Genomic DNA, 26,170 nt, shown 5'->3' with positions numbered 1-26,170 from the left:
CTTTCGCACCCGCTTCTCCGATCAGCCTGACCGACGTTATTATTGCTACACCACATGAACCTGCAGATTCTGCTGCACCAGCACATCACCCAGGGTGTTCTCACTGGTCAGCGCCGAGTTGTGGTAGATCTCAAAGACTCTGCCCTCTACCGTGCGCTCGCCAGTCACTTCCCAGATACCGCCGTTGCTGTTTGCCAGGGTGACCTGACTGCCATCCGCGCCTTTGATCATCAAATCGTCACTCTGTTTGTCCGTAATATTGAGTGCCTCATTGAGATCGAGTTTCACGGAGTTGGTGCCGGTTTTACCCAAATCGAGCACTTCAATGTGTTCAACTTTCAGGCCCAGCGCGGTGAGGTCCAGACTGAGGTACTCACCGTTAAGCACAAGTGTATCCGTGCCTGCGCCGCCATCAATATGGGTAAAGTTAAGGTCACTGACCGTCACGGTATCCGCGCCGCTGCTGCCGGTAACCGACGCCCCTTCTGCCGTCGTGCCATCAGCCAGCGTAATCACTACGCCGCCGATGGTATAGCCCGCCTCCTCTGCCGGTGCCGCTGCCACCGCGGTGTCACTCGCTGTGGCGGTTTCACTGCTGACCGGCGTTACGGTATCCGCTTCGGTAATCAGCGTCGAGGTCACTGCGACATGGGCGCTGTTATCGTCGCTGCTGGTGCTCGTATTGTGCTGCGTTTCCGTGCTGGCACTGGCGACCGTGGCGCTGTCATCCGCTATTGAGAACAGCGCAAGCGACTCGGATGCCGCCAGCGTGACCGGCAGCACAGCACCCAGCAACAGCGTGTTTGTGGTGGTGTAACTGTTACCGGCTGCGTCGGTAATCGAAACTTTTGCCAGCGTACTCAGCGACAGCAGCAGGCCACCCACCGACAGCAGTGACGGTGAGAAGTTAACCGCATAACGCCCCAGCGCATCGGTTGTGGTGTTCAGCGTCGGACCGTTGTTGCCGTTGGCCAGAAGCAACGTTACGCTGACTTTTGAGCCCTGCGCGGCATTCAGCGATCCGCCCTGCACCACCAGACCGCTGAGCAGAGAACCCACAATGCTGAGTACAGGATCAACACCCACCAGCGGCTGATTATGCGACAACGCGGTAAAGCTGCTGGTACTGGTCGCGGTGTTGCCACCAATATCCGCCACCGTCACGGTCAGCGGATGGCTGCCGTCCGGAATGCCTTTCAGCGTCGCTGATGGCACGCTGATGCTCCATGCGCCGTTCGCACCGATGGTGGTGGTGAGAATGTTGCCCGCCACGTTCACCGTTACCGTGCCACCCGCCGCGTTAGTGCTGGTTCCTCTGATGGTCTCAGGGGCATTGGCCTCTGAGATGTTGAGGTAGCCATCGCCACCAAAGAAGCTGTTCACGCTGACCGTCGGCGTGGTGTGACTCACCACACCCAGCGACGCCGAGGTGGAACCACTGGTACCTGCACCGTTGATGACGCTGGCGGTGACAGTCTGGAGTCCATCTGCAATGGCGGCGAGGTTAGCTGCCGGAACAGAGAGACTCCAGTTGCCATTGCTGCTCACGGTAGTGCTGTATGTCTGCCCACCCAGCGTCACCCGCACCACCGATCCCTCAGCATTGCTGGCGGTACCTGAGATAGTCTGTGCGGTTTTTACATCCACCGCGCTCAACGCACCGTCTCCAAACAGTGAGGTAATGGCGACCACTGGCGTCGACTGGCTGATGGCGTTCAGCGTTCCACTGCTGTTCACCACATTTCCGTAGGCATCGGTGCCAGTGACCGTCACGGTTTTAATGCCGTCAGTGATCAAGGCAAGGTCCGCTTTTGGCACGCTGATGCTCCAGTTGCCGCCACTCACTACTTTGGTGGTATAGGTCTGGCCATTCAGTGTGGCGCTGACGACAGAACCCGCTGAAAGGCTGGAGGTCCCGCTCAGGGTCTGGCTGGAAGCCAGATCCAGGGCGCTCAGCACACCGTCGCCAAACACCGTATTCACTGTCAGGGTTGGCTGGACCAGTCCCAGGGAGACGCCCGCGCTGGTGCTGCTGACGTTGCCGACCGTGTCGGTGACAGACGCACTGACGGTAAAGTTACCGTTAAGCAGCGTCGAGAGCACCGCTGGCGAGACGGCTGTAGAGAACGTGCCGTCGGCGTTGACCTGCGCGGTGACGTTGGTATTACCAATCGCCAGCCTGACGCTGCTGCCCGCTGCCAGCCCGGAGACGGTGCCGCTGATAGTCTGCGTGACCAGCGATTCCGCCAGGTTAAGCACGCCGTCACCAAACAGCGGATTGAGCGTGACCTTCGGCAGATTGTGAATGCCCACCAGCGCCCCGGCAGTGGTGCTGGTGGTGTTACCGGCGCTGTCGGTGACACTGAATCCGACCGTCAGGTTACCATCGGCAATCCCCTGCAGCAGCGCAGGCGTCAGCGAGACGGTAAAGTTGCCATTCGCATCCGTTGCCGTCACAAACTGCTGTGCGCCCACCGACACCACCACACGCGAACCCGTTTCCGCACCGCCCACGACGCCGCTGATGATCTGCGTCGACAGCGCATCTGCCACGTTCAGCAGACCGTCGCCGAACAGCGGATTCACCGTGATGGTCGGCAGCAGCGTATCGACGCGGACACCGGCGCTGGTGCTGGCGGTATTGCCCGCTGCATCCGTGACCGAAGCCCCTACCGTCACGTTGCCCTGTGCCAGCGTGCCCAGAATATCCGGCGTTACCGTGGTGCTGAAGGCGCCGCCCGCACCCACGGTAGCGCTGAGCTGGCTGTTGCCCACCGAGAGTGTGACCACACTGCCCTGCGCAACGTTATTTACCACGCCGCTGATCACCTGTCCGGTGGCGATATCGGCCAGATTAAGTACCCCATCACCAAACAGTGACGTCAGCGAAATGGACGGTGTCTGGGTAAAGATACCAATTGAGGCGCTGTTAGAGGCAACGTTACCCACGGCATCCCTGACACTGACGCCCAGCGTCAGATTGCCATCCAGCAGTGAGGTCAGATCGCTGCCCGGCAGGTTAACGCTCCACCTTCCGCCCGCCTGCACCGTTGTACTGTACGTCTTGCTGCCAAAGGTCACAGTCACCTGTGAACCTGCAGCTGCGTTGCTGATGACGCCACCGACCAGCTGTCCGGCTGCGGCTTCTGCAATGTTCAGCAGGTTATCGCCGCCAAACAAGCCGGTGAGCGGACCAACGACCGGCACCGCATCGACAATCGCCGTAGCGGTTTCACCCACCGTGCGGGTGTTGCCTGCGGCATCCGTCAGGGTGACGTCAATATCCAGCTGACCATCGGTGAGCAGACCCAGTACCGACGGTGGCACCACGATAGCCCATTTACCATCCTGACCCACTGAGGCAGAGAGCGTGGTCCCGCCCAGCACCACGGAAACTGTGGCACCGACGCCCGCGGAGAGTGCGGTCCCGGAGATCGTCTGCGCGACGGTGGTATCCAGCGCACTGAGCGTGCCGTCGCCGAACACCGAATCAACCACCAGCGTCAGCGCACTGTTGACCACTTTATTGACCGTTAGCGTGGCGTCGGTCTGGTTGCCTGCAAGGTCATTGACCCGCACGCCAAACACCAGCGCGCCGTCATTGAGGCTCGACAGGACGTTCGGCGCAAGATCGATGCTCCAGCGTCCGTCAGCCCCCACCGTCGCGGTGGCGATCGGCGAGGCATCACCCAGATAGAGGCTGATGGTCTGGCCTTCGGCTCCCTGCGCGCTACCGGTCAGCACCTGACCGAGCACCAGGTCTGCGGCGTTGACCACGTTGTCGCCGAGGAATGCGTCCACCAGTACCAGTGGCGCGGCGGTATCGACCGTCACTGTCTGGGTAGCCGTCCCCACGTTGCCGGCGGCATCCGTCAGCTGCGCGGTGATTGGCGTGGTGCCATCGGTAAGTGCCTGCATTGCGCTGGCAGGAACGGTAGCAGACCAGGTGCCGTTACTCTGCACCACCGCGTTGTAGGTCTGGCCATTGAAGGTCACAACGACCGTGCGGCCAGCCTCAGCGATATCGGCGGTGCCGGTAATCGCCTGGCTTAGGGTGCTTTCATTGCCATTAACCTGGTTATCACCCGCAAAGGTATTGATCGACAGGGTTGGTGCAGTCAGATCGATCAGCACGTTACCGCTGGTCGTCACCGGTGTTGTGCCATCTGTGCCCGTCACGGTGATGCCGACGCTGCCGTCCGCATTGCCAAAGGCGGTGACGGGCAAGGCCCCGGTCGACCAGTTGCCCGACGCATCCAGCGTGGTGGTGTAGGGAACACCATTGATCACCACCTCCACTGACCCGTTCGCGCCGAGGTTAGCCGAAGTACCACTTACCGCTACCCCACCCGCCACATCCTGGGTGCTGATAATGTTGTCGCCCGAGACTGTGTCCAGCGTTACCAGCGGGCCTGGTGGTGGCGTCAGATCGACGGTCAGCGAGACAGGCACGGTTGCGGTATTGCCAGCCAGATCGGTCACTGCCAGCGTCAGCGTGGTCGATGGCGTAAAGGTGGCCATCTGCTCTGGCGTCAGCGTCACGCTCCAGTTGCCGTTACCGTCAACAATTGCGGTGCCAAGGATGTTGGTATTCAGCGAAACCGTGACGACAGCACCGGTTTCTGCGCCGGTCGTGGTGCCGCTGAGTATCTGCGGCTGAATGCTCTCGGCGTAGTTAACGACGTTGTCGCCAGTGAAGTCGGTAAAGCTAAGCACCGGCGGGGTTTTGTCGAGCACCAGCGAACTGGTAATGGTGGTGCTGTTGCCCGCTGCATCGGTTGCTGTCACGCTGACCGGATAGGTGGCATCCGGCAGTGCTGAAAGCTGCGCCTGAGTCAGGGGCACCGTCCAGTTGCCATTCGCATCCACTGTTGCGGTATAGGTCGTGCCGTCAAGCGTGAGCCCCACCGTCTGATTCGCGCCCACCTCACCGGTGGTGCCGCTCAGGGTAATGCCCGCGGCAACATCGCTACTGTTTACATAGCTGCCAAGGAATTCCGGATTGACTGCAGGCTGTGGCGCGGTGAGATCAGCGGTGAATGGCAGTTGCGCTGATGCGCTATTGCCCGCTGCATCCACCACGTTGACCGTCAGCGTCTGCGGCCCGCTACCCAGTGAACTCAGGGCATCCGGCGGAATATCCACGGTCCAGTTACCGTCGCCATCCACTGAGCCAGAATAGCGACTGCCGTTAACATCGACGGTGATGCTGACCGCCTGATTCGCCCCCACACTGCCGGTGGTGCCGGTCAGGGTCACGCCTGCCGAAGCTTCACTGATGTTCAGCAGATTATCTCCGCCAAATGCACCAGGGTTAAAGCCGGGTACCGGCACGGCCACTTCGGTGACCACATTCAGCGCCGTGTTATCGCTGTTACCCGCGATGTCGGTTGCGGTCACGGTAATGGTGTGAGTGCCGCTGGTGAACGTGGCCAGCTGCGCTGGCGACAGGGCCAGAGACCAGCTGCCGTCGGTCTGCACCGTTGCAGCCAGCGGCTGATCATTATTAAAGCCGGAGATCAGTACCGATACAGTCTGACCGGCACCGCTAATGCCGGTGGTACCCGTCAGGATCTGTTCCGTTCCCGCCTCGGCAGCGTTCAGCGCACCGTCACCAAACGGCAGATTCAGGCTGACATCCGGCAGCGAGTTAATCGCCACCAGCACCGTACCGCCGAAGCTTCCGGTGTTGCCGTTCACATCGGTGACGGTCACCGTCACCGGCCAGTTGCCATCCGGCAGTGGCTGCAATACAGCAGGTGGCAGGTCCAGTGACCAGCGGGAACCATCCTGACTGAGCGTTGCGGAATAAACAGTCCCATTGAGCGTGACGGTGACCCCCGCTGCGTTATCAACATTCACCGCACCGGTAAGCGATCCCCCTGCGGCCGCCTCTGCGGCGTTAATCCGCCCATCAATAAAGGGTGTATCCAGCGAGGGGTCAGCAATCGGTGTAATCGCAGAGATAAATGTTTTGGTCGCCTCGGTCGTGTTTCCTGCCCGATCCGTGGTTGTGAGGGTCAGGGTATGTTCCCCGCTCCCCAGGCTGGCGATCACCTCTGGCGTCAGGCTGGCCGTCCAGTTGCCACTGGCATCGACCGTGACGGATAGCGGGATAGCGTCATCACCTGCCGTGACGCTCAGCGTCTGACCCGCCACGACGGTGGAGGTGCCGGTAACCTGCTGAACCGAGGCGGCTTCACTGATATTAATGACGTTGTCGCCGAACTGCGTAACAGCAAAGTCAGCGGAAACCGGTGGGGTTTGCAGGATCTCAACGCCTGCAGTGGCCTGCGCCAGATTTCCGGCAGCATCAACAGCAGTGACCACCACCTGTGTCAGTCCATCGTCAAGGCCTGTGAGCGCACCCGATGCCAGGTTCAGCGTCCAGCTGCCGCTGACATCCGTGGTGGTGCTGAACGTCAGCCCGCCAAGAGCGATGTTTACTACACTGCCTTCCGGCAGGTTAGTACTGTCACCACTCAGCGTTATCGGGCCTTCGGTTTCTGCCAGACTGAGCAGCGAATCGCCAAACGGTGTGTTCAGGGTCAGCGCTGGCAGGGTGTTAAACGCCACATCCAGTGAGGTGGTGGTGTCCGTGGTGATATTGCCCGCCGCGTCAGTAACAGAAACGATGATCGCATTGGGGCCATCCGCCAGTTGTTGCACGTCGGCCGTCGGAACAGTAATTGTCCAGTTTCCGTCGGCATCTGCCGTGGCGGTGTAGCTGACATTATTCAGCGTTACCGTCACGGGTATTGCGCCCGTGGTGGTGCCGCTGATGGTGAGATCCTGCAGCGACTCCGACAGGTTAAGGGTGTCGCCCGCACTGACCGTAATATCCGTCAGCACAGGGCGTGTGGTAATAAAATCAACCTCCTTCGTGGCGATTGCCGGATTACCCGCGACATCCGTTGCGCTGACGGTAAAGGTCTGGCTGCTACCTGGCACCACATCGGCAAAGGCCGCGGACGGTACATTCACCGTCCAGTTGCCGTTTGCATCGAGCAGGGTCGTCGTCGTGTAATCCGTGCCGCTCAGTGACACCGTTAAGACAGTACCCGCTGCCAGCAGCGTGCTGCTGCCACTGACCGCAACCTCTGCAGTGGACTCGGTGGCATTGATCACATCATCGCCGGCGACCACGTTCATGGTCAGCGTCGGCTGAACCTGCGCGCTGGCCAGCACAACCAGACTGCCACTGGCACTGGCCGGGTTACCAGAGGCATCCGTTGCCACCACCTGCACCAGTTGATCGCCATCCGGCAGATTACCCAGCGCGGCGGCCGGAACGGTTACCGCCCAGCTGCCATTCGCGGTCACCGTGCCGCTGTACTGCAGGCCGTTCAGCGTCACCGCCACCAGCTGGCCCTCAGCCAGATTGGTGCTGGTGCCGCCGATGCTCAGATCCTGCTGCGACTCGGCCTGGTTAAGGAAGTTATCCTCACTGAGCGTCCCGAGGGTCAGGGTCGGCAGATTCAGACTGTCAGCATCGCGCGTCAGTGTGGTCTGAACCGCAACCGCCGGGTTGCCCGCTGCATCGGTCATTGAGACAATAACCGGGTAGGTGTTGTCCGCCAGCCCCTGCACGACGCTGGCAGGCAGCGTCACCTGCCAGGTGCCGTCAGAGAGCACCAGAGTGGTGTAATCGACATTCTGGAAACTGACCGTCACTGTCTGCCCGGCATCCGCCACCGTTGCCGACCCACTAATGGCGACCGCTTCCAGTACCTCCAGGGAATTGATGATGTTATCGCCGCCGATGGGGTTGACGCTCAATACCGGCGGTGTGAGATCAACGGTGACGGCGCTGGTCAGCAGACCGCTGTTACCGGCCGCATCGCTGGCATTGACCACCAGGGTATTGATCCCCTCGTCCAGCGTCTGCACCTGCGCAGGTGTTAAATTCAGAATCCAGTTGCCCTGCGCATCCACCGTGGCCGGGTAATCATTCCCGCCTAGCGTCACGGTGACGGTCTGGCCGTCGCCCGGCACACCGGTGCTGCCGGTCAGTGTCTGGCCGACACCCTGCTCAGCCAGATTCAGATAACCATCACCAAACGGGGTGTTTATGCTGACCGACAATGCCCCGGTTGCCACGGTGATTTCACGCGTTTCCGTGACCGGGTTACCCGCCGCATCACTGACTGTCACAGTCAGGATGTAAGCGCCGGCCTGAATACCGGCCAGCGAACCGGCAGGCAGTGTCAGGCTCCAGTCGCCCTCCTGGGTAACGGTAGTCGTCCAGAGCTGATTGTTCAGGGTAATCGTGACCTGCTGCCCGGCTTCAGCATTGCTGCTGCCGCTGAGGACAATCGGAGCGAGGCTTTCGGCGATATTAACGCTGTTATCGCCCGCAACGGCGTTCAGGGTCAGCGTCGGTGGCGTCAGATCCACCGTTACGCTGCCCGGTGTGCTGCCGGTGTTACCCGCCGCATCCTGCACCGTGACGGTATAGCTAATGACATCTTCTGGCAGGTCAGCCAGCGCCGTAGCAGGCACGTTGATCTGCCAGTTGCCGTTGCTGTCGACCGTACCGTTATACGTGACGCCATTCAGCTGCACGCTGACGCGCTGTCCGTCACCTGTTACACCTGTGGTGCCGCCCAGGGTTTGTGCTGTGGCGATCTCGCTGCTGTTGAGCACTCCATCGCCAAAGGCAGAGAGGATTTGTGGTGCCGGCAGAGTGGTCGCCAGTACGTTAAGCGTCGCCTCACTGCTCAGGGTCGACCCGCCGCTGTCTGTCGCGGTGACGGTCACGGTGTAAGGCCCATCGGCGAGCGCCGTGAGTGCCTCAGCCGGCACGATCGCACTCCAGCGGCCAGTGGCCGAGACCTGCGCGGTATAGCTGATGTTGTTAAACAGCAGCGTCACCGTACTGCCCTCAGGCACATTCACCGAGGTGCCGGTCACGATCAGCGACTGACCCAGCTCCTGTGCATTCAGGTAGTTGTCCTGGCTGATGGCGTCCATCGCCAGGCCAGAGGCGTTGCTGTTCACGTCAAAGTTGAGATCACGGCTAGTGGTGTTGCCTGCCACATCGCTGACCGCCACAGTGAAACTGGCGCTACCGTCATTAATGGCCGCCAGCGCACCGGCTGGCACGGTCAGGCTCCACGCGCCGCTCGCCTGCACGGTGGCGCTGTAAACCGTCCCCTCAATGTTCACAGTGACCAGCTGGCCCGCTTCAACATTGGTGGTGGTGCCCGAGAGACGCTGATCGGTGAGGCGTTCCGCGCCATCAACCACGTTGTTACCGGCAAACGCATCCAGCGTCAGGGTTGGCAGTGTGCCGGGTTCCACTTTCAGCGCCAGGTCACGGCTGGTGGTGGTGGCATTGCCTGCCGCATCGCTGGCGGTCACGGTCAGTGGATAGCTACCGTTGCCCAGCCCGGTGTAAACCGTGGCAGGCAATGCCAGCGACCAGCTGCCATTAACGTCAGCGGTGGTGCTCAGCGTGGTGCCGTTGAAGCTGGCCACAATCAGCGCGTTTGCTTCGCTGCTGCCGGTCAGCGTGAGCGGCTGCTGACTTTCGGCAGCATTGATAATGCCATCGGATGGCGTGATGAAGTTCAGCACCGGAGGCACGGTATCCACCACAATGTTGCCATTCGCCTGGCTGGTGTTGCCTGCTACATCACTGACAACCACGGTGTAAGGCGCATTGCCCTGTGGCAGCGCAGCCAGAATATCGGCCGGAACCGCGACCTGCCAGTTGCCCGTGGCATCCACCGTACCGCTGTAGTTACTGCCGCCCAGCGTCACAACGACCGTCTGGCCGTCACCGGTTACGCCGGTGCTGCCGGTGATCACGCCACCTGCCGAGGCTTCCTCACCGTTGAGAATGCCATCATTAAATGCCACACCGGGAGTGGCCACTGGCAATGCGCTGGCGACAACCGTCAGCGTGGCGTCACTGGTCGCAAGCTCTGTTCCGTTAGCGTCGCTGGCGGTGACCGTGATGATTTGCGGGCCATCTGCAGTGCCGGTAAAGGTGCCAGCCGGTAAGGTGAGGCTCCAGCTTCCCTCTGCCGCCACGGTGACACTGACCGGCGTCCCATTAGCCACGACGGTGACAATGCTGCCGTCCGGCAGACCACTGGTGCTGCCGCTCACGACGATGGCGCCATTCACTTCCTGTGCATTGAGGTAGTTGTCGTCGCTAATCGGTGCCAGCGCAATCGACGGCAGGGTGTTGTCCACGCTGAAGTTAAGCGGGCTGCTGGCCGTATTACCCACGACGTTAATCACACTGACGTTCAGTGTCTGATTACCCTCCCCCAATTCAGCCAGTGCACCTGCAGGCAGAATGATACTCCAGTTGCCACTGGCCGCGACCACGCCACTGTATTCGGTGCCATTCAGAGAGATGATGACCTGCTGGCCCGCTTCAACATTGCTGCTGCTGCCGCGGACCGTAATCGGCTGTAGCTGCTCTGCCGCCGTCACGATGCCATCACCGGCAAAGGTGCTGCTATCTATGGTTAGCGCAGGCTGTATCTCCGGCGAGGTAGCCACATTCAGATCAATCACCTGGCTGCTCTGATTACCGTTCGCACTGGTTTCCGTCACCGTTACCAGATTACTGCCTGACGGCAGTGCTGCTAGCGCTTCAGAGGCGATCTGCAGCGTCCACTGTCCATTTACGCCAACCGTGGTGCTGTAAATCTGGTCATTAAGCTGGACCGTGACAATATCGCCATTCTGACCGCTGCCACTGACGACCAGCGGCTCCGCCAGTTCACCTGTGTTCAGCGCATTGTCGCCGCTGATCGGTGCGACCACCAGCGGAGGCGGCGTTGTGGCAACTGTCAGCGCACTGTTCTGGCTGTTGCTGTTCCCCGCCTCGTCGGTGACGGTGATCACCACGGGATAGCTGATGCCGTTAGTCAGACCGGCCAGTGCCGCTGGCGGCACAGCCAGCGTCCAGTTTCCGCCCGCCTCAACGGTGCCTGTGTAGGTGACGCCATTCAGCGTGACACTCACGCTGTCGCCTTCAGTGCCTGCACCGCTGAAACTGAAGCCGTTGGCCTGTTCTGCAATGTTCAGCACGCCATCGCCAGCAGGCGTATCAAAGCTGAAGTCGGGTGGCGTGGTATCCACGGTAACCGGGAATGGCGTGGTGGCGACGTTGCCGCTCAGAGTCGTGACAGTCACGTTAAGATCGTAACGACCCTCTGGCAGCAGTTGCAGACTGGCAGCAGGCACGGTAGCCGTCCAGCTGCCGTCGGCGGCAACTACTGCCTCATAGGTCTGGTTATTCAGTACAAGGCTGACGCTGCCGCCGGGCGCAACAGTGCCGCTCAGGTTCAAATCCGTGGTCGTTTCAGTCGCATTGATAATGCCATCGATGGCAATCGGATTAACGGTCAGCGCGGGTAAGCCGGTATCAACAATCAGCGGTTCACTGATGCTGGTGCTGTTACCTGCCACATCGCTTACCGTCACGGTAACCGGATTGCTGCCCTGCGGCAGTGCCTGTAGCGCATCTGGCGGCAGCGTGACGCGCCATTCACCATTTGCTGCGACCGTTGCCGGATAACTTATGCCGCCCAGGGTCACGCTGACGGCCTGGCCTGGCTGGACTGAGCCGGTCAGCGTCTGCGCCACGCTGGCTTCATCCGTGTTGAGAATGCCGTCAGTGAAAGGCGTATTGATTTCCGGGTCTGCCAGCGGCGTAGTCGCCACCAGCAGCGGCTGATTGATCTGCACATCACCCGAAGAGACGGTAACCGTGGTGTTACCCTGCGGCAGATTTGCCAGGTCAGCAGCGGGCACCGTCAGGGTCCAGCTGCCGTTTATATCGGTTGTGGTGGTGTAAACCGTGCCGTTGGGTTCCAGCGTCACGCTGATCGGACTGTTAGCCGGCAGGTTTGCCGAGCCGCCACTTACAGTGAGATCACTCTGTGCTTCCAGCCCATTCAGCGCATTGTCACCACTGATCGGAGAAATCGACAGCGACGGTTCGGGTAAGATAACCACGCTGAATTGCCCTTCAGCAGGCAGCGCCGGGTTACCGGCCTGATCAGTAATCGCTACGGTAAAGGTTTTTTCGCCCAAACCGCCCAGCGATCCGGCGGGCAGCGTCACACTCCAGCTACCGTTCGCCAGTACCTCACCGTCGTAAGACTGCCCGTTAATGGTCAATAATACCGGCGAACCGGCCGGTACGCCGGTGACATTGCCGGTGACCAGAATGTCGCTGAGCTGTTCCGCGCTATCGACCTGATTGTCGCTGGTGACGGGATCAATGGTCAGGGCGGGTGACGTGGCCGCCAGCACGGTAACGCTGGTCAACTGTGTGGTGGTGTTGCCATACGCATCGCTGATGGCAACGTTGATCGGATAGATCTCATCGCCCAGCTGGCTGACAATCGCGGCGGGAACCGTTACGCTCCACGCGCCGTTGGTATCCACGGTGGCGGTGTAGGTTTCATTATTGAACGTTACCGTGACCGTATCGCCCTGCGCACCGCCACGCCCGTCGAGAGTGAGATCCTGGGTGTGCTCAGCGATATTGATATAACCATCGCTGCCCGGCGTGGAGACTTCCAGCAGCGGCGGCGTGGTGGCGAAAATCAAGGGACTGCCGGTTTGTGTGGTGTTGCCATCGGCGTCCGTCGCCACCACCGTTACGGTCTGGGTGCCATTCGGCACATTCGCCAGATCAGAGGCAGGAATATTGACGCTCCAGTTGCCACCCTGCGCCACCACGGCGCTGTAAGTCACGTTATTCAGCGTGACGCGAATGATGTCGCCTTCGTCGCCAGTGCCGCTGACGATCAATGGCTGCTGCGCATCGCTGTTGTTGATCGCGCCATCATTAGTGAGATCGTTGATCGTCAGAGCCGGTACGGACGTGGCGACCCGCAAAGACGTATCCTGCGAGCTGCTGTTACCGGCCGGATCGGTCACCGTAACCGTTACCGGATAAGTCTGATTGGTCAGCGGGCCCAGATCGGCAACCGGAACGGAAGCACTCCAGGTTCCGTTTTCATCAACAACGGCGTTATAGGTCTTGCCGTTTAACCCCACCGTTACGGTGTCGCCCGTGGTGCCGGTGCCGCTGATCAGCAGCGGCTGAGTCAGTTCGTTGCTGGTCAGAACCCCATCACCGCCCGGTGCGGTCACGGCCGCAACCGGAAGTTGTGTGTTGACTAACAGCGGTTGCGTCTGGGTGGCGATGTTCCCGCTGGCGTCGGTCAGCGTCACGGTCAGCGTATAGCTGCTGCCATCAGACAATGCCTGCAATGCTGCTGGCGGCAAATCAACCGTCCAGTTGCCCTGCTCATCGACTGTGGCGCTGTAACTCTGGTTGTTCAGCGAAACAGAAACCCGCTCGCCCGGCAGTGCACCTGAACCACTGACCGGCACACCCGCCGTCACTTCACTGCTGTTGAGAATGCCATCGCCACCTGCGACCTCAGCCACAATCAGCGTCGGTGGCAGCGTGTCGACGCTGAAATTCACCGTCTGGTCCGCGCGGTTGCCCGCCTCGTCAATGGCGGTAATGATCAGGCTGTTAGCGCCCTGCGCCAGTAAAGCGAGATCGCTGGCAGGCACTGGCAGGCTCCAGCTGCCGTCGGCATTGACGGTGGTGCTGTAAGTTTTGCCGTTAAGTTCCACTTCAACCTGCTGGCCCGCGACGGCCTTGCCGGTGCTGCCGCCGATCAGCAGATCGCTATCCGCGTCCGTCCGGTTGAGAATACCATCGGTGATCGCACTCTCGTTCAGCGTGATTTGCGGCAGCGCAGATGCGACCACATTCAGCGGAGCGGAGGCGGTCAGCAGCGTATTGCTGGCATCGACGGTCGTCACTGAAATCTGTTTCACACCGTCGGTGATATCGGTGAGTGCACTTGCCGGAACGGTGACGCTCCAGACGCCATTGCTGCTCACCACTGCGCTGTAATTACCGCCGTTAAAATTAAGCTGCACCGTCTGGCCTGGATTAACACCCACCGCCGAACCGCTGATGATCAGATCGCTGCTCAGCTCCTGCAAATTGAGGAAGCCATCCGCGCTGACCGGTTCATTGATTGAGACGATGCCAGGTTCGCCTGCTGCTGGCGCGACGTTAATGTCACGAGTGTCAGTGGCCACAGCACCGGCTACCGTCGTGACGCTAACCGCAATGGCGGTGCTGCCCGCTGCCAGTGCGCTGAGCGCTGCAGACGGGATCTGTGTACTCCAGCTGCCATCAGGATTGACCGTGGCACTGTAATTCTGACCGCCCAGGCTGATGGTGACCGTCTGGCCCGCCTCCACATTGCTGGTGGTGCCGGAGAGCGTCTGATCCAGGGCTTTTTCGCTGTTATCCACCAGATCGTCACCGGCGAACAGGGCAATAGCCACTGTCGGCGTTTCCGGTTGCGCCGGGGTATCCACCACAATCGCCCGATCTTCGCTGGCGATTATGCCCGCCTGACTGGAAACCGTGGCCGCGATAGTTGCACTGCCCGCCGCCAGTGCTGCCAGTGCGCTGGCTGGGACATTCAGGCTCCAGCTGCCATCCGCGCCGACCGTGGCGCTGTAAGTCTGGTCGCCCAGCGTGACTGTGACGATCTGACCCACCTCGACATTGGTACTGCTGCCGCTCAGCAACTGGTCGCTGGTTTTCTCGTCGTTGCTCAGGACGTCATCACCGGCGAACTGATTGATGATGAGGGTGGGCTGGCCCGGCTCAGTCACCGGTGGCTCGACGGTGATCGGCAGCGTGTCGCCAACGCTGGTGCCCGCTGCGTTGCTGACCGTCACCACCAGCGAGGCAGATCCTGCGGCCAGCGCACCGAGTGCATCGGCTGGAATCGCGATATTCCAGCTGCCGTCAGGATTGACCGTGCCGCTGTAGCGCTCTCCGCCCAGGGTTACGGTCACAATCTGGCCCGCTTCGATGTTGGTGGTGCTGCCTGAGACCGCCTGAGCCTCCAGCTTCTCATCGTTGCTCAGGATGTTGTCTTCAGCGAAGGCATTGACGGTTAACGTTGGGGCATTCGGTGAAGTGCCCGCTGACGCCACCAGGAAGTCACGGGTTTCACTGACGGCTGCGCCGAGCGTATCGGTGACTGTAGCGTTCAGGGTCGTGCTACCGGCGGCCAGCGCCGCCAGCGAACTGGCTGGGATCGAGACGCTCCAGTTGCCATCCGCGCCAACCGTGGCGGTAAAGGTCTCACCATTCAGGGTGATAGTGACCTGCTGGCCCTCAGCAATATTGGTGGTGGTGCCGCTCAGCAGCTGATCGGTGGCTTTCTCGCTGTTGCTGAGGATATCGTCACCGGCAAAGGCGTTGATGGTTACGGTGGCTTCACCCGGCTGCGTCGCCGGGGCTTCGACGGTGATCGACTCCGAAGTTGTCGCGGTGTCGCCCGCCGCATTGCTGACCGAGGCGGTCAGGGTAGTGGTGCCTGCTGCCAGTGCGTTCAGCGCGGCGGATGGCACGGTGACGCTCCAGCTGCCGTCACCCTGCACGCTGGCGCTGTAGGTCTGACCACCGAGGGTCACGGTGACGATCTGTCCGGCTTCAACGTTGGTGACCGTGCCGCTGACAGGCTGATCGGACGCTTTCTCGGCGTTGCTCAGGTCGTTATCGCCAGCAAATTCATTCAGGGTCAGCGCCGGCACGCCAGGCTCAGTCACAGGTGCCTCAACCGAGATATCGCGGGTTTCGCCTGCGCTCACACCATCGACGTTGCTGACGGTGGCGCTGATGACATTGGATCCCGCAGGCAGGTTGCCCAGCGCACCAGCCGGAACAGTCACGCTCCAGTTACCACTGCCATCCACGATGCCAGCGTAAGTCTGGCCACCAAAGGTGATCGTGACCGTCTGGCCCGCTTCGACGTTGGTGGTGGTGCCAGAAAGCGTCTGGGCGGTCCCTTTTTCGTCGTTGCTGAGGATGTCATCCCCGGCAAATTCATTGATGGTAACGGTCGGTTCGCCCGGTTGCGTCACCGGCGCTTCCACGCTGATGGGCAGGCTGCTGGTCACGGTGTTACCGGCCGCATTGCTGACCGAAACCGTCAGTGTCGTTTCACCTGCCGCCAGTGCGCTCAGGGCCGCTGAGGGTAGCGTGATGCTCCAGTTGCCCTGCGCATCTACGCTGCCGCTGTACGTCTGACCGCCCAGCGTGACCGTCACAACCTGACCCGGTTCGATATTGCTGGTGCTGCCGGTCACCGTCTGATCGGTGGTTTTCTCTGCGTTGCTCAGCTGGTTGTCACCGGTAAATTCATCCACCGTGACCGCAGGCGGACCAGTAACGACAGGCGTATCGACGCTGATTGCGCGGTTTTCACTGGCTTCAATGCCAGCCTGATTAGTGACGACCGCAGAAATCGCAAGTGAACCGGCATTGAGCGCATTCAGCGCCGCAGGTGAGAGCGTGACGCTCCAGTTGCCCTGCGCATCCACGACTGCGCTGAAGGTCTGATTGCCCAGCGTGATGGTGACAACCTGACCCGCTTCCACATTGCTGGTGGAGCCGCTCAGCAGCTGATCGGTGGCTTTCTCGCTGTTGCTGAGGACATCATCACCGGCAAACTGATTGATGGTGATAACCGGCGTTCCCGGCTCGGTCAGGGGCGGCTCGACGTTAAAGGTCAGGCTGCCACTGGCGGCGGTGCCTGCCTGGTTAGTGACGGTTGCTGTGAGGGTGGCGTTGCCGGTGGCCAGCGCGCTCAGCGCATCCACAGGCACAGTAATACTCCAGCTTCCGTCCGCGGCTACGCTACTGCTGTAGCTCTGGCCGCCCAGTGTCACGGTGACCACCTGCCCGGCTTCAACGTTACTGGTGCTGCCGGAGAGCGTTTGTGGCGTTGTTTTTTCGCTGTTATCCAGCAGGTTGTCGCCGGCAAAGGGATTCAGACTGATAACCGGTGTCGCGGGTGTACCGGGATCGGCGGCAGCGACGGTAACCGGCAGGCTGCCCGTAGCGCCTGTGCCCACCGCGTTACTGACGCTGACGTCGATGGTGGTGGTGCCTGCGGGAAGTCCCGCCAGCGCGGCGGCAGGGATCGTAACGCTCCAGCTGCCATCCGTGCCGACTGTGGTGTTGTAGGTCTGTCCGCCCAGCGTAACCGTGACAATCTGACCGGCTTCGACATTGCTGGTCGTGCCGCTCAGCGCCTGATCGGTCGTTTTTTCCGCATTATCCAGCACATTATCGCCAGCGAAGGCATTCAGGGTGATGGCAGGTGTCCCGGGTGTGACCGGTGTTCCCGGATCGGTGCCACCGGCGTTGCCGCCGCCGTTACCTCCACCCCCTCCGCCACCGCCGCCGATGCCCACTGCCAGTCCGGCTAAACCGAGCACACCCAGACCGCCTGCGGTGATGACGCCCATTGACGTATTGGCGTTATCCGCCAGCAGCAGCGGCTCTACGCTGTCGAGTGATTCATAGGTCGGTGTGATCGAACGGGAAGCGAGTTCAGCCCCTTCTGCGGTCTGCGGGAAAAGTGCATGTTCCGGTGGATTGACGCCATCATCGAACACCAGTTCGCTGTGCTGACCATCGGCGTCATCAAGAAAGAATTTTTGGTAGCGTACTGTGCTGCCGTCACGCATTTTCAGCACCAGATCGTTACCCTGGCGCTCAAACTGCGTCACCATGTCTCGCGTGCCGCTGATACGTACAACGCTGGGTTCGGTGAGGTTAATGGACTGTGATGAACCGCCAGTGGTCTGTGAGAGGAGTGTACCGTTTTCGCGCGAGATGATATCTACACGGCTCTGTGTGAGTTCTGCCATTTATAACCTCTGTTACACCAGATTAGCTAATATACTGAATCCTTAAACATAAATTTATTTTATGCTTAAAGTCTTCACGCATCATTTCACCTCCTGAGATGAAGAAGGTGTCTTAACCTGGCGCAGGTAAAAATGGCGAAACTAAGCCGCGTCACTAACGCACATAAAATAGGCGCGCAGCGGTATTATTATTAGTTTTTGAGTGTTTTTAGCTGTACAGACTTTCACACAAGGTAAAGGTTGTGACTGATTAACTTTTAGCGTAACCATGTTAAAAATCAATTTCAATGTACAGATTTGGTTATGATTAAAACATTATTACATTAGCCATAACCGAAAATTCGTTTTCAGGTAATGCGCTTTGTCTTTGTTTTTTCATGTCAATTTATTGCTGACTGTTTCCATAAATGATGCGATGAGGCTTAAAACCACTGCGTCATTAACGTGAGGGCAATGACAGGAATTTTTTTAATTGTGTGATTCAGTCAGCATTTACAGGTGGTGCTGTTCTGCGTTTTTAACAGCAAGCCCTTGAAAAAAGGCAGGGAAATTTGAGTTAAGTACTCCCGGATGAGCGGTGGTCATACCAGGAAAGTTCTGGAAAAAATTTGCGATGCAACAAAAGTCGGTAAACTGCCGGTTTTGCCATTTATGCGATGTGACTGCACCACTTTTGACAAGAGGCGCAACGGCCACTGACTCGCGGCCAGTGCTACACTTTTCCGCTTTAACATTGATGAATCCGACCTATGACCGCACTGGACGCTTCACAACAACATAAACATCAAAGCCGCCTTAACTGGGGTACACGCACTATCTTTTTAATTAATGGCTTAGGGATGTCAGCCTGGGCTCCGCTGGTGCCGTTTGCCCGGGATCGTCTGCAGCTCAGTGGCGCGTCCCTGGGCGCCTTGCTGCTCTGTCTGGGTATTGGTTCGCTGGCGGCGATGCCGGTGACCGGCACGCTGGTGGCGCGTTTTGGCTGCCGTCGCGTGATGTGCGTCTCCACCCTGTTAGTACTGATGATGATGCCGCTGCTGGCGACAGCAGACTCTCATCTGGTGATGGCGGCTGCGCTAATGCTTTTTGGTGCCGGGCTGGGCATGCTGGATGTGGCGATGAATTATCAGGCGGTTCAGGTTGAGCAGGCTGCAGATAAACCGATGATGTCGGGCTTTCATGGTTTCTTCAGTCTTGGTGGTATTCTGGGCGCAGGAACCGTCAGCCTGTTGCTGAGCCGGGATTTCACTCCACTGACCGCTACGCTGGTGGTAATGGCAATAATGCTCTTGCTGCTGCTGTGGCGATTGCCGGTCCTGATGAATGCGCGACTGCATCAGCCCGATCAGCCCTGGCTGGTGATCCCACGTGGCTGGGTTGCGTTCCTTGGCCTGCTCTGCTTTATCCTTTTCCTGGCGGAAGGGGCCGTACTGGACTGGGGCGCGCTGCTGCTGCTGCAGAACCCGGCGATGTTACCCGCCTATGCCGGACTCGGCTATGCCGTCTTTTCCGTCGCGATGACGCTGGGCCGTTTTAGTGGCGACAAGATCATCCAGCGTTTTGGCCGCTATCCTGTGATGCTCTCCGGCGCCCTGACCGCCGCAGCGGGTATGTGTCTGGCCGTCTGGCTGCCGTGGCCGGAGATCGCTCTGCTGGCTTTCCTGCTGGTCGGCTTTGGTTTATCCAATACGGTGCCGATGTTGTTCAATGCTGCCGGGAATCAACAGGATATGCCTGCGAACCTGGCGATTTCTGCCATGACAACGCTGGGATATGCGGGTATTCTCTCAGGTCCGGCTTTAATCGGATTCATTTCGCAATGGATCAGCCTCAGCGGCGCATTTTTACTGATCGCCCTGTTGCTGTTAGCGGTAGCCGCCAGTGCGCGAAAAGTTGCGCGATAATTCAGGTACCTGACACGCTATGTTGTATAAGTTTCCACTGACCTCCGGCAATGTCACCCGCTTTTTTGTGGTTTTCAATCTGGTGCTCCTGCTGGCGCTGGGCTTTATGGTGCATAACTCGGTCAATGCCTGGCTGACCGGGAAACGCTATGCCATGGACGATCTGGCGCGTGACGTACAGAAACGTATTGATGCCTATCGCTTTGCCACCTGGCAGATATATGAAAACCTCTCAACCAGCGCAGCCGGTGCGCCACCTGGCAGTAACCTGCAGGAGACGCGGCTGCGTCCTGATGTCTATTATCTGGAAAAAACCCGGCGTAAAACGGAAGCACTGATTTTCGGCTCACATGACAGCAGTACGCTGGATATGACCATGCGGATGTCGAACTATCTCGACACGCTGTGGGGCGCGGAAAATCCCACGTGGTCGATGTACTTTTTAAATGGTCAGGACAACAGCCTGATTATGATTTCGACCCTGCCACTGAAAGATATGGCAACGCGCTATAAAGAGAGCGCCATCAGTTCAATGGTGGATAGCCGTCGCGCTGAGATGCTGCAGCAGGCCAATGCGCTGGATGAACGCGAGAGCTTCTCGCCACTGCGCCACCTCGCCTTCCAGAACGATCACTATTTCACGCTGCGCACCACCTTTAACCAGCCGGGCCATCTGGCCACTGTTGTCGCCTTTGATCTGCCGGTTAACGATATTGTTCCGCAGAACATGCCGCTGGAAAACTTCCAGCTGCGTCAGGACACCTCAATGCCTGCCAGCAGCAGTGAACAGCAGGATGTGGAAAATACCCGTGTCTCACTGGTTAATCCCAATATTGAGATTGCGGCCACCCTGCCAAGTACGCCGTTGCAGCTGGTTTATCAGGTGCCGATTACTCGCCTGATTATCGACAGCCTGCATAATCTGCTCTGGCCGCTCCTGATCAATCTGCTGCTGTTCCTGCTCTCGCTGGCGGGGATCGTGCTGCTGCGTCAGCAGTCACTGCGTCCCAGCGAAAACCAGAGCGCTGAACTCGATTCACTGCGGGTGCTGAATGAAGAGATTGTGGCCAGCCTTCCGGTCGGTCTGCTGGTTTATGACTTTGCCAGCAACCGCACTCTGCTGAGCAATAAGATTGCTGAACATCTTTTGCCTCACCTCAATCTGCAGAAGATCATTAATATGTCCGACCAGCATCAGGGCGTGCTGCAGGCCACCATCAACAACGAAGTGTATGAGATCCGACACGCCCGCAGCGTGCTGTCGCCGCATACGCAGCTGTTTATGATGCGTGATCAGGATCGCGAACTGCTGGTTAACAAGAAATTGCAGAAAGCGCAGCAGGTGCTGGATCGCAATCATCAGATGCGCCAGCAGCTGCTGCATAATCTGGGCCATGCGCTGAATCAGCCACTGGAAAAAATGGTGGCGCAGCTGGTGCAGCTCAGCCAGCGTGATGCCGATGAAACCGTACTGGACCTGCTCGACGAGAGCCAGGGCCTGGCGCGACTGGTAGATGATATCGTGCTGCTGAACCGGCTTGAAGCACACGACTGGTCACCGGATGCGACCGTCTTCAACCTGCAGGAACTGCTGGATGAGATTGCGCTGGAAAGCCTGCCGTTGATGCGCCGCAAAGGGCTGTCGCTGGTGGTGAATAATCATCTGGCGAATGACGAGACGCGCTTTGGCGACCGTCGCGCCCTGCGCAAAGTCCTGACCACGTTGATGCACTACGCCCTGACCACGACCCGCTGGGGGAAAATTACCCTGGAAGTTAAGGCTGCGGAGAAGCAGGCCGACAGAGTGATCATCGAACTGGTGGATACCGGTGCGGGCCTGACGGTGGATGAACTGGCGAATGTCGACTTCCCGTTCCTGGGGGATACCAGCCAGGATCGTTACGGACAGGCCTCCGGCATGGCGTTCTTCCTGTGTAAGCAGCTCTGCAAGCAGATGGGTGGCAGTCTCGATATCGTGGCAAAAGCGGATATCGGCACGCGCTATAACATGCAACTGCCGCTGGTGCTGGAAGAGAAGCGTGAGGAAGAAGAGGAAAAAATTCTGGATGGCGTGACCGCGCTGGTGGAGATCACCGTGGAGGACGTACATAAAATCGTCTGCCGCCATCTGGAGAACTGGGGAGCGCGTTGTCTGACACCTGATGAGCGCATTTCCGGTCAGGATCACGATGTCATGGTGACCGACGATCCCTCGAAGCTTAGCGGCTGGGCACTGCTGCTGGCGGAAGATGAATTGGGTCATCATGCACTGAACGACCAGCAGTATCGGGTCAATTTCAATCTCAGTAATGCGATGCTGGATGCATTGCTGGCCCTGATTGAGAAACAACTGTCGCATGATGTGATGGATAACGACATGGAAGACGACGCGGCCACGCCATTAATGAGCGGCGGCTATTTCCAGCTGTTTACGGAGACAGTACCGGTTGATGTGAAGAGACTGTATACTGAGTCGGCGGAAAAGGACTACGCCTCGCTTGCTCAGACAGCGCATCGCCTAAAGGGCGTGTTTGCCATGCTCAATCTGACTCCCGGCAAACAGCTTTGTGAAGAGTTAGAACACCACATTAAAGCGTGTGACGATTCAAACATTACAAATACCACCAGTGATATTGACGCTTACGTCAATCAACTGCTGCAGCAAGGTAACCAATAAGATGAATAACTTAAACGTAATTATTGCCGATGACCATCCAATTGTCCTTTTCGGTATCCGAAAGTCTCTGGAACAAATTGAATGGGTCAACGTTGTAGGTGAGTTCGAAGACTCAACAGCACTGATCAATAATCTGTCCAAGCTTGATGCCAACGTCCTGATCACCGACCTCTCTATGCCAGGTGAGAAGTATGGCGATGGTATTACGCTGATTAAATATATTAAACGCCACTACCCGGATCTCTCGATTATTGTTCTGACCATGAACAATAACCCCGCGATTCTGAGTTCAGTCCTTGATCTCGATATCGAAGGGATTGTCCTGAAACAGGGCGCGCCTACCGATTTACCAAAAGCATTGGCTGCACTGCAGAAAGGCAAGAAATACACGCCAGAAAGCGTTGCGAAACTGCTGGAGAAGATCAGCGCGGGTGGTTATGGCGACAAGCGCCTGTCACCGAAAGAGAGTGAAGTGCTGCGTCTGTTTGCAGAAGGTTTCCTGGTAACCGAAATCGCCAAGAAACTGAACCGCAGTATCAAAACCATCAGTAGCCAGAAGAAATCAGCGATGATGAAACTGGGCGTGGATAACGATATCGCACTGCTGAACTACCTGTCCTCTGTCAGCCAGAGTCAGGTCGAAAGAGACTAAGTTCCTCCTGAAGCGGTGCAGCTGCACCGCTTCGCCTCTGCCCTTTCCTGCCCTATCCCCGCCGCGTTTTACGAACCCGTTCAGCATAGATTGCCAGCGTCACTTTCAGCACGTCTAACGTCACCGGCTTCGACAGACAGTTATCCATACCTGCATCCATACAACGCTGTTTCTCTTCTGCCAGCGCATTCGCCGTTACGCCCACAACCGGGAACAGATGGCCCAGCTGACGTAATCGCTGCGTCAGGCGATAACCATCCATGTTCGGCATATTCACGTCGGTGAGCACGATATCAATCTCATTACGACTCAGGACATTCAGGGCATCAACGCCATCCTGGGCCGTTTTCACCTGATAGCCCAGCGTGCCAAGCTGTTCAGACAGCAGCATGCGGTTAATAGGATGGTCATCGACGATCAGCACCATGATGTCATCGTTATGAACTTTCTCTTCTACCGGGGTGGCCAGCAGCAGCGCATCGGCGGCGTCATTGCCCAGTGCAATCCGGTAGATGCGTGCCAGCAGCGCCGGCACCTCGTGCAGTGTGGCGGTGGAGTGGATCCAGCGTCCCGGCTGACGTTCACGCGGCATATCGACATGGGATCCGTCAAACGTGACCAGTGCGCGAAGCGGTGCATCAGTCTCCAGTTCGTAATCCGTCATGACCACATCATCCGGGCCTGGCTTACCGTTATACTCCGCTACCTGAATGCCCTGCTGCTGAATCTGACGCGTGATAAACGCCGCAAGATACTCATTGCGCATCGCCAGCCAGATTTTCTTATCCTGTAAGTCCTCCAGCAGCATCAGTGATGGCTTCTGTCCCTGGTAGATCGGAATACGCACAATAAACTGGCTGCCCATGCCTGGCTCTGAGTCGACCTCAATGTCGCCATCCATCATATTGATCAGCTTTTCACAGATCGCCAGTCCCAGCCCGGTCCCCTGGAAATTGCGCTGCACGCCATTTCCCACCTGGAAAAAAGGATCAAACAGGCGCGGAAGCTCTTTCGCCGGAATGCCGACACCGGTGTCACGAACGCGGAAAGCCAGATAGCCCTGTGCAACGTAGGCGTGAAGAATAATACAGCCGGTATGCGTAAACTTAATCGCATTGTTAAGCAGGTTCGAGATCACCTGCTGCAGGCGCAACGGATCGCCGTCCAGCACCTGCGGAACGTCATGTTCGATAAAGCAGTAAAGCGTCAGCCGCTTCTTCACCACCAGCGACAGATAGTTGCCGACAATGTGCGTGACAATTTCGCGAGGGGCAAACGGACGTGGCTCAATTTTCAACTGCTCTGACTCGATTTTCGAGAAGTCGAGAATATCACTGATGATCTTCAGCAGCAGGCTGGAGGAGTTATTCATGGCCGTCACCAGCGAGTCGATACCGCTGGGTAGCTCTTTGGTCTGCAACAGATCGAGGTTACCGATAATGCCATAGAGCGGCGTGCGCAGTTCATGACTGACGGTGGCAAGGAACATCGATTTTGACTGACTCGCCTGCTCTGCCGCGTGGGCCATCTCCTGCAGAGACTGCTCCATCCTTACGCGCGCCGAGACATCAACCAGCACACAAATCGCGACGTTCTCATTACGATAGCGCGAATGCACAAAGCTGATTTGCAGGTTGGTATTGCTGCCGGTCAGCACATCGACAAAGTTAACCTGCTGCCCGCCAATGATTTCATTCAGCCGAAGCCGGTCCTCCTGCGTCAGCAACGTCAGATAATTATGTGCCAGCTCATTACTCAGAATATTGGTGCCGTCGCTGGTGCGTAAGATACAGATCCCCACCGGCGCCGAGGCGACAATCTTACGGTTAAACTGCTCATGCTCTTCCAGACGGTGTGCATTCTCCTCTGCCGGCAGGAACATCCGGCGCTCGAATACCCAGGCGAGAGTAAACAGGATAACGGCACTGAAAATATTGAGCAGCAGCGCATTGATGATCATCAGCTTGAGCTGATCCACCATCACATCGGTAGGTACTGACCACACCACATTCAGATCGGAGGGCGGAAGTGGCTTTTTCAGCACCAGCTGACGATAACCATTCAGGTAACCGAACCAGGTTTTATCATCAGGCAGATTGTCGAGCGAGAAGCCCAGGCCGCCGCGTCGTGAGTTAAGCAGTGGCCGATAGTTCTCATCGGTAATCGACGCAATGATCGGCAGACTGCCCGGCTGAATAAACTCATCCAGTCGGATATTTTGCTCAACACCCAGCAGTGCCTGTAACTTGTTCGCGACGTAAACCGGCACCACCATATAGAAAGTGCCGACGCCAGGCTGAGCACTGCTGTTGATCCAGTACATCGGATTTCGGCGCTCTTCTTCACTGCTGTTGCGATAACGCAGCACATTCTCACGCAGCGATTTCAGGCTGCGTTCCCGATCAGCGTTGCTGCTGCCAATCGTAAAGTCGGCCAGACACTGACTTTCTCCACCGATAAAGAACACCCGATTCAGTTCATACGACGAGGCGAAGTTACTTTTCCAGTAATTGATGTAGTAGCTGAGAGAATCGAGCGAGTTGCGCCAGGTATTGCTCATTGAGGTACAGTCGCCATCCGAAAAGAGTGGCGTAAACTGCGGCTGGGTTGTTTTGCCTGGCATCATGCCGGTCAGTACATCCAGGCCACTGCTGGCATTGGTTAAGCGGTTCTCGGTGATATATTTCAGTTCACGCACCATGTCCGCCGAATGGCGCACATACCACTGAATCGTGCCGTAGTTGCTGGCAAACTCCTGCCGAACCTGCGTCTCTTTATTATGCAGTACGCTGATAATATAAAACGCTGTCAGAACGGCGCCCAGCGTCCAGATTAGCAGCGCCAGCGCGCGGAAAAGGTAGCGCGAGATGCGAAGCGTAGTGCGGAAAGAGACAGGATATTTCAAAGGTGACTCGCAGTTGGCAAGGTTAGTCGCATCATCGATTTTTAATGCCCATACACTAGCTTTATCGGGCGAAAAAAGCCAGCCAGCCGCAGGTTTAGCGGAAAGTTTGGGAATCTTTTAAGACAGTGAAAGCGACACGTTAACTCCAGCATCCAGTGGCCGCTTCTGCGCACTCAAACAAACAGACGCTCACAACATTGAAAAGCGACGCCGCTGACTAAACAAGAAAGGCCCGCACTGCCCGAAGAGCAAAGCGTCCACGCCAGGGATGGCGTGGCCGATCCGCA

General features: G+C 58.2%; 5 protein-coding genes. 3 read left to right on the top strand and 2 right to left on the bottom strand.

What is annotated here, in order from left to right; translation table 11 throughout:
- Window positions 1-45 precede the first annotated feature (45 nt).
- A complete protein-coding gene (locus tag IAI47_RS06490) occupies window positions 46-17,745 on the bottom strand; it encodes an Ig-like domain-containing protein (protein ID WP_008926129.1) in 17,700 nt (5,899 codons plus the stop codon).
- 749 nt (window positions 17,746-18,494) lie between these two features.
- Between IAI47_RS06490 and IAI47_RS06485 the strand changes: the two genes are divergently transcribed.
- From IAI47_RS06485 to rcsB, 3 genes are read left to right on the top strand one after another with little or no spacing between them, the layout of a single operon-like run.
- The gene (locus IAI47_RS06485; protein WP_187961242.1) at window positions 18,495-19,649 is read left to right on the top strand and encodes an MFS transporter; all 1,155 of its coding nucleotides are present in this window, start codon (window positions 18,495-18,497) and stop codon (window positions 19,647-19,649) included.
- Between the two features lie 19 nt (window positions 19,650-19,668).
- Complete coding sequence (gene rcsD, locus IAI47_RS06480) at window positions 19,669-22,326, top strand: phosphotransferase RcsD (RefSeq protein WP_008926131.1); 2,658 nt, start codon at window positions 19,669-19,671, stop codon at window positions 22,324-22,326.
- Between the two features lies 1 nt (window position 22,327).
- Complete coding sequence (gene rcsB, locus IAI47_RS06475; RefSeq protein ID WP_003854204.1) at window positions 22,328-22,978, top strand: response regulator transcription factor RcsB; 651 nt, start codon at window positions 22,328-22,330, stop codon at window positions 22,976-22,978.
- A 52-nt stretch (window positions 22,979-23,030) separates the two neighbouring features.
- Here the strand turns inward: rcsB and rcsC are convergent, their stop codons facing one another.
- Entirely contained in the window at window positions 23,031-25,883 is a 2,853-nt protein-coding gene (rcsC, locus tag IAI47_RS06470) for a two-component system sensor histidine kinase RcsC (RefSeq protein ID WP_008926132.1), read from the bottom strand.
- Window positions 25,884-26,170: the final 287 nt, after the last annotated feature.

The sequence above is a fragment of the Pantoea sp. MT58 genome (genome assembly GCF_014495885.1).
GTDB classification, from domain to species: domain Bacteria; phylum Pseudomonadota; class Gammaproteobacteria; order Enterobacterales; family Enterobacteriaceae; genus Pantoea; species Pantoea eucalypti.
This window is presented reverse-complemented; position numbering and strand designations above follow the sequence as displayed.

What these genes read in the sequence shown, in the direction of transcription:
- IAI47_RS06485 (WP_187961242.1), top strand. Translation starts at nt 18,495, where the DNA reads ATGACCGCACTGGACGCTTCACAACAACATAAACATCAAAGCCGCCTT.
- rcsB (WP_003854204.1), top strand. Translation starts at nt 22,328, where the DNA reads ATGAATAACTTAAACGTAATTATTGCCGATGACCATCCAATTGTCCTT.
- IAI47_RS06490 (WP_008926129.1), bottom strand. Translation starts at nt 17,745, where the DNA reads ATGGCAGAACTCACACAGAGCCGTGTAGATATCATCTCGCGCGAAAAC.
- rcsD (WP_008926131.1), top strand. Translation starts at nt 19,669, where the DNA reads ATGTTGTATAAGTTTCCACTGACCTCCGGCAATGTCACCCGCTTTTTT.